Origin of the sequence: Flavicella sp. (assembly GCF_037132785.1) — a bacterium.
Taxonomy (GTDB): Bacteria; Bacteroidota; Bacteroidia; order Flavobacteriales; family Flavobacteriaceae; genus Flavicella.
Map to the genome: position 1 here is coordinate 1 of NZ_JBAHZZ010000106.1, position 12,621 is coordinate 12,621.

Below are 12,621 nucleotides of genomic sequence, written 5' to 3' on the forward strand. Positions count from 1 at the left end.
AATCACAAATGCTATCTGAAAAAGTAGGTGTTATTTGTAGTTTCATGGCTTGAATATACATCTTAATAAGCTAACAAACAATGATTTACACCCTAAGTTTGGGTCTTTGTTTTTGTCATGTACCTTGCAACGGTCTTAAACTGTGCTAAGCTAGGTGCAGATGTAATTACAGGTCCTTTAACAGCAATTGAAGGCTTGTTAAAGCACCCTTTAACAGATAGTGGCTTGGCAAAGTTCCTAGAAGATTATGCAAAAGGAAATTAAAAGGAATACTTATATATAAAAAACCTCAAACATAAGTTTGAGGTTTTTCTATATAAGTAAGAGATTAAATAATTTATTTTACTTTATCAACGATAGCCTTAAAAACCTCTGGATTGTTCATAGCTAAATCAGCTAAAACCTTACGGTTTAAGTCAATATTATTAGCTTTCACTTTTCCCATAAACTGAGAGTAAGACATTCCGTATTGACGAGCTCCAGCGTTAATACGTTGAATCCACAATGTACGGAAGTTTCTTTTGTTATTTTTACGGTCACGGTAAGCATAGCTCATCGCTTTTTCTACCGCATTTTTTGCTACTGTATAAACGTTTTTACGACGTCCAAAGTAACCTTTTGCTGCCTTCAAGATTTTTTTTCTTCTTTTTCTTGAGGCTACTGAATTTACTGATCTTGGCATAATTTCAATGTTTTTTTGTAGTAAGGCGACAATTAAATGTACTTAAATGCCCACTCCAAGGTTAATACTAATTACCTATGAGCTTAATTATTTTAATCTCAATTGTTGTTTAATGTTTTTCTCATCTGATTTGTGTACCAAACCATCATGAGTTAACTTTAATTTACGCTTTTTAGATTTTTTTGTCAAAATGTGACTCTTAAAAGCATGCTTTCTCTTTATTTTTCCAGTTCCAGTTACCTTGAATCTCTTCTTAGCACTAGATTTAGTTTTCATCTTAGGCATATCTCCTTAGTTTTATGTATTCTTACTTATATCTTTTTTAATTTTGTTTATTTCTTTTTTGGAGCAATAAACATAATCATTCTCTTTCCTTCTAATCTTGGCATTTGTTCTACTTTACCATACTCTTCTAGTTCTTGAGCAAGTCTTAAAAGTAAAATTTGACCTTGGTCTTTAAAGATGATAGATCGTCCTTTAAAAAATACAAACGTTTTTAATTTAGCACCTTCTTTAAGGAACTTAATCGCATGTTTCTTTTTAAACTCATAATCGTGTTCATCCGTCTGAGGACCAAACCTAATTTCCTTTACGATAACTTTCGTCGCTTTAGATTTTAATGCCTTTTCTCTCTTTTTCTGTTCGTACAAAAATTTCTTATAATCAATAATTTTACAAACAGGAGGAACTGCTTTCGGTGAAATTTCCACCAAATCTAATTCTTGCTCACGAGCAAGATCTAAGGCCTTTCTAATTGGATAAACACCCACTTCGATGTTGTCTCCTACCAAACGAACTTCCTCAATATCTCTAATTCGACTGTTGATTCTGTGTTGGTCTTCGTTTTGAATCCTCCATGGTTTTCTAGGAGATCTGTTTCTACGTATTGCTATAACTCAATAATTTTAGCCTGATTATTCAGGGATTAATTAAAACTGTACTAATGTACTATTTACTTCTTTATTTATTAATTGAATAAAATCTTCAATTGCGAAAGTACCTAAATCTCCTTCACCATGCTTTCTAACAGAAATAGTTCCTTCTCCTTCTTCTTTTTCTCCAACGATAATCATGTATGAAACTTTACTGATTTCAGCATCTCTGATTTTTCTACCAGTTTTTTCACTTCTAGAATCAATTAGTGCGCGAATTTCGGCATTTTCTAGCAGTTCTGAAACCTTTTTCGCATATTTTTGATATTTATCACTAATTGGCAGAATCATAACTTGTTCTGGCATCAACCAAAGCGGGAAATTTCCTCCTGTATGTTCTAGTAAAAGAGCGATAAAACGTTCCATAGATCCAAACGGTGCTCTATGAATCATCACGGGTCTATGTTCTTCGTTATCCGAGCCTTTATAGGTAAGATCAAAACGCTCTGGCAAATTGTAATCTACTTGAATTGTTCCTAGTTGCCAGTTTCTTCCCAACGCATCTTTTACCATAAAGTCTAATTTTGGTCCATAAAATGCAGCTTCACCATAAACGATAACAGTTGACAAGCCTTTTTCGTCGGCAGCATTGATTATAGCCTGTTCTGCTTTGTCCCAATTCTCATCAGACCCAATATATTTTTCTTTGTCTTCTTTGTCTCTTAATGATATTTGTGCTGTAAAGTCTTCAAATCCTAATGCTTTAAAAACATATAGCACTAAATCAATAACATCTTTAAACTCTTGATCAAGTTGTTCTGGAGTACAGAAAATATGTGCATCATCCTGTGTAAAACAACGAACACGTGTCATTCCATGTAATTCACCACTTTGCTCATACCTGTATACAGTTCCAAATTCAGCAAAACGTTTTGGTAAATCTTTGTATGAATAAGGTTTGAAATTATAAATTTCACAGTGATGAGGACAGTTCATAGGTTTTAGTAAGAACTCTTCATCTATCTTTGGTGTTTTGATAGGTTGAAAGCTGTCTTTACCATATTTTTCATAGTGACCAGAAGTCACGTATAATTCTTTTTGACCGATATGAGGTGTAATCACCATTTCATAACCTGCTTTCTTTTGTGCTTTCTTTAAAAAATCTTCCAATCTATTTCTTAAAGCAGCTCCTTTGGGTAGCCATAATGGCAAACCTAGTCCAACTTTTGCAGAGAAAGTGAATAGTTCTAATTCCTTACCTAGTTTACGGTGATCACGCTGTTTGGCTAATTCTAATATTTCTAAATATTCTTTTAATAATTTTGCTTTAGGGAAAGAAATTCCGTAAACACGAGTTAATTGAGGATTTTTTTCATCACCTCTCCAATAAGCGCCAGCGGTACTCATTACTTTAATAGCTTTAATGATTCCTGTATTTGGGATATGCCCCCCTCTACATAAATCAGTAAAATTATCATGATCACAGAAAGTAATTTCTCCATCTGTTAAATTTTCGATCAATTCAACTTTAAAAGAATTGTTCTCTTCTTTATATTTAGTCAAAGCATCTGCCTTGGAAACTTCTCTTAAAGTAAATTCATGTTTCCCCCTTGCCAACTCCAAAAATTTATTTTCAATTTTCAGGAAATCTGATTCAGAAACTTTATGGTCTCCAAAATCTATATCGTAGTAAAAACCATTTTCAATTGCAGGTCCAATAGTAAGGTTTACACCAGGGTATAATTGCTGAATGGCCTGTGCCAAGACATGGGCAGATGAATGCCAAAATGCTTTTTTACCTTCTGCTTGCTCAAAAGTAAATAAGGTTAAATTACCGTCGGTAGTCAATAGTGTTTTAGTTTCAACAGTTTCTCCATTAAAACTAGCAGAAATAACATTTCTAGCCAAACCATGACTTATGCTTAGTGCAACATCCATTGGTGTACTATCTTTAGCGTATTCTCTCACGCTCCCATCAGGTAAAGTAATATTAATCATGAATTGTATTTTAAGAATGCAAAGGTATTAGAAAACTACGGCTTAACAAATTAAATTTTCGTTAATAATAAAGCTTACTATGGAATCCTTTTTTTTTATGAAAATCAAAGTCTTATTTCACCAAAATTATTCATAAAAAAGTATCTTTACATATTAAATAAAACGAAGAATGGGCTTAGAATTAAAAAAACCGATTGTCTTTTTTGACCTTGAGACTACAGGAGTAAATATTGCAAAAGATAGAATTGTTGAAATATCGATTTTAAAAGTTTTTCCTAATGGAAATAAAGAAAGTAAAACTTGGTTGGTAAACCCTGAAATGGAAATACCTAAAGAAACTTCTGCCATTCATGGGATTACTAATGATAAAATTGCAAATGAACCAACATTTAAAGAATTGGCGAGGCAGGTTGAAACTTTGATAAAAGGCTGTGATTTAGCGGGGTTTAACTCGAATAGATTTGACATCCCTTTATTAGCTGAAGAGATGTTAAGAGTTGGAATAGATTTTGATATGCATAATCGTGTGGCTATTGATGTACAGGTGATTTTTCATAAAAAAGAACAACGTACTTTAAGTGCTGGTTATCAATTTTATTGTGGTAAAGATTTGGAAAATGCGCATTCAGCAGAAGCAGATACTTTAGCTACTTATGATATACTGATGGCGCAGATTGAAAAGTATGATGATATTGGTACTGATGTTAAAAGTTTAAGTGAATATTCATCACATAATAGAAGAGCAGATTTTGCTGGTTTTTTGATGTTTGATGAAGATGATAATGAATTGTTTTCTTTTGGAAAATATAAAGGTCGAAAAGTGACTGATGTTTTTACCGAAAACCCTGGGTATTATTCCTGGATTCAGAATGCAGATTTTCCGTTATACACAAAAAAAGTGTTGACTCAAATTAAATTAAGAAGTTTGAATACTAAAGGATAGTAGACAATCCTTTTAATAATAAAAAAACACCCTTCAAATAAATAAATAGGGTAAAAAATAAAATTATGTTAGTAGACTATAATACTTTACCTAATACTGCAAGAATTTGGATATACCAATCTGATCGGAAATTTATGGCAAATGAATTGGAGATTATCAAAAAAGAAGGAGCTGATTTTGTAAATAATTGGACTCGACACGGTGATCATTTAAAAGGCAGTTTTACCATATTGTACAATCAGTTTTTAGTACTTGCTATAGATGAATCTTTTGCAAATGCTTCGGGTTGTTCTATAGATTCTTCTGTTCGGTTTGTTAAAAAAATTGAATCTCAACTATCTATAGATTTGATGAATAAATTAAATATTTCATTTAAAGATGGCGAGAATATCAATATCGTAAGTTTAGCAGAGTTTCAGAATTATGTAAAAGAAGGTGAAATTACAGCAGAGACCATTGTCTTTAATAATATGGTTAAAACAAAAGGTGAAATAGAGCTTAAATGGGAGGTTCCTGCAAAAGATAGTTGGCACCAAAAATTTTTAAATTAAAAACTCTATCATTATTTTAAGCTTATGAAACAAAGAATATTATTTTCTATTATCTCCTTTTGTACTGTTTTTATTGCAAATTCTCAACAATTGGATCCATTGTTGACAAAAGATTCAGAAGCTCAAAGACTTTGGGTAAACGAAAAGATGGAAACTATGTCTTTGGACGAAAAAATAGGGCAATTGTTTATGATTCAAGCTTATTCTAATAAAGGATCTAAACATAAGAAGTTTATTGAATCTCAAATTAAGAAATATCATATCGGTGGTTTGATATTTATGCAAGGTACACCTGAAAAACAAGCGGTATTAAATAACGATTATCAAGAAATTTCTAAAATTCCCTTATTGATTGGGATTGATGGAGAATGGGGATTAGATATGCGTCTGAAAAAAACTTTTCGTTATCCTTGGAATATGACTTTAGGTGCAATTGAAAATGACCAAATGATAGTTCAGTTTGGAAAGAGACTTGGAGCACACTGTAAACGTTTGGGGATACATATAAACTTTGCTCCAGTAGTTGATATCAATACCAATCCTGAAAATCCAATTATTGGAAATCGTTCATTTGGAGAGAATAAATACAATGTAACTAATAAAGCTTCTGCCTTTATTAGAGGAATGCAAAGTGAGCAGGTGTTGGCGAATGCAAAACATTTCCCAGGGCATGGTGATACCGCTTCAGATTCTCATAAAACGCTGCCGCAACTATTATTTGATATTCATAGATTACAATCTGTCGAACTTTATCCTTATTCTAAATTATTTGATATTGGCTTGTCCAGTGTTATGATTGCTCATTTAAGTGTACCTGCCTTGGAGCCTAATCAAAAAGTGCCGACCTCTATATCGTATAAGGTGGTTACAAATTTGCTAAAAGAGCAAATGGGATTTAATGGATTGATTTTTACAGATGCCTTAAACATGAAGGGAGCTGCTAATTATGCGAAACCAGGAGACATTGATTTGGCAGCTTTTATGGCAGGAAATGATATGTTATTAATTCCTGAAAATGTTGGAGCAGCAGTTGAAAAAATTAAAACAAGCATTATTCAAACAGGACAGGTTTCTATGGAAAGACTGGAATATTCTGTTAAGAAAATTTTAAAGGCTAAATATTGGGCAGGACTGCAAGATTACAAACCTGTCGTTATAGAGCATCTAGAAGAAGAGTTAAATACGGTTCAAGATTCATTATTACATATTTCTTTGGTAGAGCAATCAATTACATTGATACAAAATAAGCAATTTATCTTTCCAATACGGGATTTAGCTAAAACAAAAATCGCTTATGTAAAATTAGGAGATGCTACTTATACTGATTTTTTTAAAATGCTTAATCAATATACTTCTGTTACTGAGGTCAAAGGTAGTTCGACGAGTGAACTATTGAATAAGTTAAAAGAATTCGACAAGGTAATTATAGGATATCATAAATCAAACAGCAATCCATGGAAAAGTTTTAAATTCTCTATTGAAGAACTTGGTTTGTTAGAAAAAATTGCAGAACAAAACAAAGTTATTTTATCTGTGTTTGCAAGTCCGTATAGTTTATTAGACATTTCATCTTTTGACAAAATTGAAGGGCTAGTTGTAGCTTATCAAAACAGTAGTTTTGCACAAAGAGTAACTGCTCAAATGATTTTTGGAGCAGAAGAAACAAAAGGGAAATTACCTGTTTCAATTGGAAAACATTTTATAGAAGGTACAGGCTTATACTCGGTCAACTTAATGCGATTGTCTTATGGGATGCCCGAATCTGTCGGAATCAGTAGTGCTAAACTGTCAAGAGTTGATAGTTTGATAGAATTTGCCATTTCAGAAAAAATGACTCCTGGTGCTCAAGTACTGATTGCTAGATATGGGAAAGTTATTTACGAAAAAAGTTTTGGATATCATACCTATAAGGAAAAAAGAGAGGTATTAAATTCAGATATGTATGATCTTGCATCTTTGACAAAAATATTAGGTGCACTACCCGTTTTAATGGAAGCAGAAGAAAATGGTTTGTTTAATTTGGATGACACCTTTGCTGATTTATTACCAGAGTACAGCAGTGATGACAGCAATAAGGATACTTTAACAGTAAAAGAGGTGTTGTCACACGTGGCTAGATTAAAGGCGTGGATTCCATTTCATTTAAAAACATTGGATAGTAATACTCATAAACCTTTGCCTAAATATTATAGTAGTAGTCAAAACAGGGAGTATTCAATTAAGGTTGCAAATAATTTGTATTTACGAACAGATTATAAAGACAGTATTTACGAGAATATTAGAATGGTGGATCAGCGTGAGAAGTCAGGGTATAAATATAGTGGCTTATCTTTTTATGTATTTAATAAATATATGGAATCTAAAATGCATCAAGGTATGGATAAGATTCTAGACAATAATTTTTGTAAACTATTGGGTGCAGAGACTTTATGCTTTAATCCTTTGAATAAGTTTGATAAGGATAGAATAGTTCCTTCAGAGATTGACACTTATTTTAGACATCAAGAATTGAAAGGCATCGTTCATGATCCAGGTGCGGCTATGATGGGAGGCGTAAATGGAAATGCAGGTTTGTTTTCTAATGCGAATGATATTGCAAAAATGATGCAGATGTATTTACAACAAGGCTTCTACGGAGGACATAGATTCTTGAAATCCAGTACAATAGACATGTTTAACACAAGGTATTATGAAGAGGACTCAATAAGAAGAGGTTTGGGATTTGATAAACCCTCCTTGGATACGGAAATACATAATACCTGTGGATGCGTTTCTTCAAATAGTTTTGGGCACAGTGGCTTTACAGGAACTTATACTTGGGCAGATCCTGATTCTGGATTGTTGTATGTTTTTTTATCAAACAGAACTTATCCTACTATGGATAACAATAAATTAGTTAAAGAGAATATTCGTACTAAAATTCAACAATTAATAATAGATGCCTTCATAGAATAGTCATTTTATCTTGAGAACTATTCGTTTGCAAAAGCAACAGAATGACAAGCAACCAAAGCAGCTGTTTCTGTCCTTAATCTACTTTCTCCAAGAGTCACAGCTGTAAAACAATTAGCCAAAGCTAGTTCTATTTCTTTTGGATTAAAATCTCCTTCAGGACCAATCATAATTGTAATGTCTCTATTGCGAATAATTTCATTCTTAAAAGATTTTTTTTCTTGCTCTTCACAATGTGCGATAAACAAATCTCCGTTAGGTTTACTTTTTATAAAATCCGTAAAGGGTACAGCTGAATTTATTATAGGTAAATGAAGTTTTAAAGACTGCTTCATTGCCGAAAGAGCGATTTTATCATATCTATCTAATTTGATGACTTTCCTTTCAGAATGCTTGCAAAGTATAGGAGTAATTTCATCAATACCTATTTCTGTTGCTTTTTCTATAAACCATTCCATTCTGTCATTTAGCTTGGTAGGAGCAACTGCAATATGTAAGCGGTAATTCCAAGGTTTTTCTATTAGAGAAGACTCAACGATATTAACCTGACATTTTTTATCATTTGCAATAACTATTTCAGCAATTAATAATACACCATCACCATTGGTTATATGTAATTTGTCACCTTCTTGTTTTCTTAGAACCTTCACAATATGCCTGCTTTCAGTTTTTTCAAAAACAAAACTACTTGTATTTGAATCGATGTTTTTACTGTAGAATAATTGCATAACTAGTACCCTGATAAGTTGTTCATATTGTATTGTAAATCTTGTTTCCTAAGTACTTTTCGGGATTTGTCCATTTTCCTATACTTTTTTCTTCTTTTAGTTCTTCTTTGCTGTTTTTTGATTTTTGAGTTTCAATTTATTCAAGGCGTATTTTTCCTGTTCTGCTATTTATCAACCTTCTTTTTTCTTTTGCGCATTAAAATAGTTGAGTTTTAAATCGAATTGATTTTAAGGGCTTATCGTTTTCTGTTTGAGGATTTGTTTTTACATTGAATTCAACTCATAAAAGCAACTTCGGATATACCCTATTAATATTTAAAATGACGCATTAAATTCGTTTCATTTTCATTCATATTTCACATAAAAACAAAACCGTAGCAGTGCTATGCTTCAATTTTTATGTGAAATATGAATAAAAAATATTCTGAATTATTAGTAAGCCCTTTAAAAATAAAATTGGTAATAAGCAATAATTTATTAATTACAAATATAGGTGTTTTGAATTGATGTATTTTCCTTTTAACCTTTTCTTATTTCTATTTAAGCTTTTGCTTTTTTTCTTTGTTATTTTGCTGTTTTACCAAATTTAAAATCATTTGTTTCTCTGTTGAACGATTTTTATTTTGATGGTTTTTTGGCTCGTTTTGTTAAATAAATTAGTTTGAATTTTTAAAGGTCACAAAAATATATTGTTATACCTTTTAGTTGTTTTTCTAATTAAAGAACAACAGTATAAGAAACTTTTAACTTAGTCAGGTCTACTAGAGTATATTATTTTTGTATATTGAACCACTGTCGTAAAAGAACAATAAAAATAGTCAGAAAAACTTGATCATTATTAAGGAGCTAAAATTTTAAACATAAGATTTAATGAATAGCAATGACTAAGTTCCTCTGAAATTGTTATTTTTGGAGGAAAATTTAGAATTGATGATACAAGAAGCAGGGTTTGTTGCCTTTTTAAGAACCATAGGAATTATATTATTAGTAATTTATGGTATGAAGTTTTTTGCGAAATATTTTTTGCCATTCATTTTAGTGAGAGTTGTAAATAAAGCTAAAAAACGTGCACAGCAAAGAAATACAGGATATAGTCAAACGAAATCTGACATAAAAGTTGGAGAAACGATTATAGATAAGAAACCGAATAAAAAACAGAGTTCTCAGTCAAATAAAGTAGGAGATTATGTAGATTATGAAGAGGTTGATTAAATGAATTATGACGTTTTTTTATTTGAGTATTTTTTGAATTAGAATAAGAAATCATTTATTTGTCAATCTTTAGTATATTTGCCACAAAAAAAAAATAAAAATATTCAATTTTATATTTATGTATAATTTATTAAAAGGAAAAAGAGGTATTATTTTTGGAGCATTAGACCCTAAATCAATTGCTTGGAAAGTGGCTCAAAGAGCTCATGAAGAAGGAGCTACATTTGTTTTGACTAATGCACCTATTGCTATGAGAATGGGAACAATTAATGAATTGGCTGAAATAACTGGATCTCAAGTAATTCCTGCTGATGCAACTTCTATGGAAGATTTAGAAAATCTAGTAGATAAGTCTATTGAAATCTTAGATGGTAAAATTGATTTTGTTTTGCATTCTATTGGTATGTCAGTAAACGTAAGAAAAGGGAATCACTATACCGAGTCTGATTACGATTTTACGCATAAAGGGTTTGATATTTCTGCGCTTTCTTTCCATAGAGTTATGAATGTTCTTTATAAGAAAAAAGCAATGAGTGAGTGGGGGTCAATAGTAGCTTTGACTTATATGGCCGCACAAAGAGTATTTCCTGACTATAATGACATGGCTGATAACAAAGCATATTTAGAGTCTATTGCTCGTAGCTTTGGTTATTTCTTTGGTAGAGACTATAAAGTACGTGTAAATACAATTTCTCAATCTCCTACAATGACTACTGCTGGTAGAGGAGTAAAAGGATTTGATGGATTTATCACTTATGCAGAAAAAATGTCTCCATTAGGAAATGCTACTGCATTAGAATGTGCTGATTATACAATTACTATGTTTTCTGATTTAACTAAAAAAGTTACATTACAAAATTTATTCCACGATGGAGGTTTCTCTAATATGGGAGTAAGTACAGCTGTAATGTCTGAATTTACTGATGAAAAATAAAAATCACTAAATAATAATAAAAATGCAAACTTTTGAGTTTGCATTTTTTTTTGCACATAAAATTTTCATAGACATCCTATTTCTTTAGTATATTTGGCTTATTTAAGTGATAAAATGAAATTACAATACTCTATAATTATTCCTGTTTACAATCGACCAAATGAGGTAGATGAATTACTAGAAAGTTTAACTCAACTAAATGGTGAATTGTCTTTTGAAGTAGTCATTGTGGAAGATGGATCTCCTAATACATGTGAGAATATTGTAAGGAAATATATGACATCATTAGATATAAAATATTTTTCAACTGAAAATCAAGGAGCTGGTAAGAGTAGGAATTATGGAATGCAAAAAGCCATAGGTAATTATTTTATAATTATCGATTCTGATTGTTTGATTCCTAAAGGGTATTTAGTGGCCGTAGAGAAACAGTTGCAATTGACATATACTGATGCTTTTGGTGGGCCAGATGCCGCCCATGAAAGTTTTACAACTATTCAGAAGGCGATTAATTATTCAATGACCTCTCTACTCACAACAGGTGGTATTCGAGGAAAGAAAAAATCGGTGGGTAAGTTTCAACCTAGAAGTTTTAATTTAGGAATATCTAAAGTTGCGTTTGAAAAAACTCAAGGTTTTTCTGATTTGAAAATAGGAGAAGATATTGATTTGACTTTTCGATTATGGGAGTTTGGTTTTGAAACTCAACTGATTGAAGATGCTTTTGTGTATCATAAAAGAAGGGTGAATTTTAAACAATTCTATAAACAGACCAATGCCTTTGGTAAAGCGAGACCTTTTTTAAATAATAAGTACCCTGGTACAGCAAAAATCACGTATTGGTTTCCTAGTTTGTTTTTATTAGGCTGGGTAATTTCTTTAATGGGGTTGTTTTTTAATTTCTTCCAAGGAATTTATTTATATGCCTTTTATTTTAGTACTTTGGGACTACATGCGGCTATAGAAAACAAAAGTATTAAAGTCGGTGTTTTAGCAATTTTGTCTACGAATGTTCAGTTTTATGGATATGGTTCTGGGTTTTTAATATCTTATTTTTCAAAAAAACAAAAGCCCTAACATCAAACATCAAGGCTTTCAAATAGTTTATTAAGTTTCTACTTAAACCAATTTATAGTCGATCAAAAGTTCTCCTTCCAAAGAACCTTGTATATGATCTCCTTTGGTGTTTTTACCAGCTCCAGTAGCAGGAGTACCCGTCAAGATTAAATCTCCTGGCTCTAAAGTCATATACTTAGAGATAAAAGCGATAATTTCTTTAAAACTATAAATCATTAGAGAAGAATTTCCAACTTGCTTTTGATCTCCGTTAATTTTTAAGTCAAAATTAATAGCTGATAAATCAGAGAATTTTTCTACAGGATAAAATTTAGATATTGGCGCAGCTCCGTCAAATCCTTTACTTAGATCCCAAGGACCTTTGTTTTCTCTAGAAGCAGCCATCACATCTTTAGCAGTATAATCTATAGCAATTCCAATATCAGAAATGTAAGACTCAGCTGTTTCTTCTGAAATGTTTTTTCCTTTTTTACCAATTTTAATTACAAGTTCTATTTCGTAGAACAATTGATCTGTAAAAGAAGGAAACCTCCATTCAATAACTTAACGCAACAAATCTAAATTTATAGATTTGTAAAATGGTAGTAAAAAAACATAGACGACTTACCCGTAAAGAAAGAGTACAAATTGAGACTCTTTTAAATGAAAAAAAATCAAAATCCTACATTGCTA

12 protein-coding genes and 1 pseudogene are annotated in these 12,621 nt (G+C 31.5%); 7 read left to right on the forward strand and 6 right to left on the reverse strand.

Annotation, left to right across the window (positions count from 1 at the left end; all coding sequences use genetic code 11):
• Positions 1-132: 132 nt before the first annotated feature.
• Positions 133-264 (forward strand): annotated as a pseudogene (locus V5787_RS07240) (fructose-6-phosphate aldolase); the annotation flags it as partial.
• 73 nt (positions 265-337) lie between these two features.
• Here the strand turns inward: V5787_RS07240 and rplT are convergent.
• The 4 genes from rplT to thrS all read right to left on the reverse strand — a co-directional run bounded on the left by rplT (position 338) and on the right by thrS (position 3,552).
• Positions 338-682 carry a 50S ribosomal protein L20 gene (gene rplT / locus V5787_RS07245; RefSeq protein WP_336892588.1) on the reverse strand — a complete coding sequence of 115 codons (345 nt, stop codon included), beginning with the start codon at positions 680-682 and terminating at the stop codon, positions 338-340.
• An 87-nt stretch (positions 683-769) separates the two neighbouring features.
• Complete coding sequence (gene rpmI / locus V5787_RS07250) at positions 770-967, reverse strand: 50S ribosomal protein L35 (protein ID WP_336892589.1); 198 nt, start codon at positions 965-967, stop codon at positions 770-772.
• 47 nt (positions 968-1,014) lie between these two features.
• Complete coding sequence (gene infC / locus V5787_RS07255; protein ID WP_336892598.1) at positions 1,015-1,533, reverse strand: translation initiation factor IF-3; 519 nt, start codon at positions 1,531-1,533, stop codon at positions 1,015-1,017.
• Between the two features lie 78 nt (positions 1,534-1,611).
• Positions 1,612-3,552, reverse strand: coding sequence for a threonine--tRNA ligase (gene thrS, locus V5787_RS07260; RefSeq protein ID WP_336892590.1), 1,941 nt, complete (start codon positions 3,550-3,552; stop codon positions 1,612-1,614).
• Positions 3,553-3,721: 169 nt separating this feature from the next.
• Between thrS and V5787_RS07265 the strand changes: the two genes are divergently transcribed.
• The 3 genes from V5787_RS07265 (at position 3,722) to V5787_RS07275 (ending at position 8,001) form a co-directional block, all read left to right on the forward strand.
• The gene (locus V5787_RS07265; protein ID WP_336892591.1) at positions 3,722-4,495 is read left to right on the forward strand and encodes an exonuclease domain-containing protein; all 774 of its coding nucleotides are present in this window, start codon (positions 3,722-3,724) and stop codon (positions 4,493-4,495) included.
• Between the two features lie 65 nt (positions 4,496-4,560).
• Complete coding sequence (locus V5787_RS07270) at positions 4,561-5,046, forward strand: ABC transporter ATPase (protein ID WP_336892592.1); 486 nt, start codon at positions 4,561-4,563, stop codon at positions 5,044-5,046.
• A gap of 24 nt (positions 5,047-5,070) precedes the next feature.
• Complete coding sequence (locus V5787_RS07275; protein WP_336892593.1) at positions 5,071-8,001, forward strand: glycoside hydrolase family 3 N-terminal domain-containing protein; 2,931 nt, start codon at positions 5,071-5,073, stop codon at positions 7,999-8,001.
• 17 nt (positions 8,002-8,018) lie between these two features.
• On the opposite strand, the gene V5787_RS07280 is transcribed toward V5787_RS07275, so the two are convergent.
• Complete coding sequence (locus tag V5787_RS07280; protein WP_336892594.1) at positions 8,019-8,726, reverse strand: 16S rRNA (uracil(1498)-N(3))-methyltransferase; 708 nt, start codon at positions 8,724-8,726, stop codon at positions 8,019-8,021.
• Between the two features lie 909 nt (positions 8,727-9,635).
• Between V5787_RS07280 and V5787_RS07285 the strand changes: the two genes are divergently transcribed.
• From V5787_RS07285 to V5787_RS07295, 3 genes are all read left to right on the forward strand, one after another.
• Complete coding sequence (locus V5787_RS07285) at positions 9,636-9,938, forward strand: DUF4834 family protein (protein ID WP_336892595.1); 303 nt, start codon at positions 9,636-9,638, stop codon at positions 9,936-9,938.
• A gap of 118 nt (positions 9,939-10,056) precedes the next feature.
• A complete protein-coding gene (locus tag V5787_RS07290) occupies positions 10,057-10,872 on the forward strand; it encodes an SDR family oxidoreductase (RefSeq protein WP_336892596.1) in 816 nt (271 codons plus the stop codon).
• A 114-nt stretch (positions 10,873-10,986) separates the two neighbouring features.
• A complete protein-coding gene (locus V5787_RS07295) occupies positions 10,987-11,949 on the forward strand; it encodes a glycosyltransferase (RefSeq protein WP_336892597.1) in 963 nt (320 codons plus the stop codon).
• A 42-nt stretch (positions 11,950-11,991) separates the two neighbouring features.
• On the opposite strand, the gene V5787_RS07300 is transcribed toward V5787_RS07295, so the two are convergent.
• Positions 11,992-12,489 carry a fumarylacetoacetate hydrolase family protein gene (locus V5787_RS07300; protein WP_336892599.1) on the reverse strand — a complete coding sequence of 166 codons (498 nt, stop codon included), beginning with the start codon at positions 12,487-12,489 and terminating at the stop codon, positions 11,992-11,994.
• Positions 12,490-12,621: the final 132 nt, after the last annotated feature.

Excerpts from the sequence above, each read along its gene's own strand:
- rplT (WP_336892588.1), bottom strand. The coding sequence starts at position 682 with ATGCCAAGATCAGTAAATTCAGTAGCCTCAAGAAAAAGAAGAAAAAAA.
- rpmI (WP_336892589.1), bottom strand. The coding sequence starts at position 967 with ATGCCTAAGATGAAAACTAAATCTAGTGCTAAGAAGAGATTCAAGGTA.
- thrS (WP_336892590.1), bottom strand. The coding sequence starts at position 3,552 with ATGATTAATATTACTTTACCTGATGGGAGCGTGAGAGAATACGCTAAA.
- V5787_RS07265 (WP_336892591.1), top strand. The coding sequence starts at position 3,722 with ATGGGCTTAGAATTAAAAAAACCGATTGTCTTTTTTGACCTTGAGACT.
- V5787_RS07270 (WP_336892592.1), top strand. The coding sequence starts at position 4,561 with ATGTTAGTAGACTATAATACTTTACCTAATACTGCAAGAATTTGGATA.
- V5787_RS07275 (WP_336892593.1), top strand. The coding sequence starts at position 5,071 with ATGAAACAAAGAATATTATTTTCTATTATCTCCTTTTGTACTGTTTTT.
- V5787_RS07280 (WP_336892594.1), bottom strand. The coding sequence starts at position 8,726 with ATGCAATTATTCTACAGTAAAAACATCGATTCAAATACAAGTAGTTTT.
- V5787_RS07290 (WP_336892596.1), top strand. The coding sequence starts at position 10,057 with ATGTATAATTTATTAAAAGGAAAAAGAGGTATTATTTTTGGAGCATTA.
- V5787_RS07295 (WP_336892597.1), top strand. The coding sequence starts at position 10,987 with ATGAAATTACAATACTCTATAATTATTCCTGTTTACAATCGACCAAAT.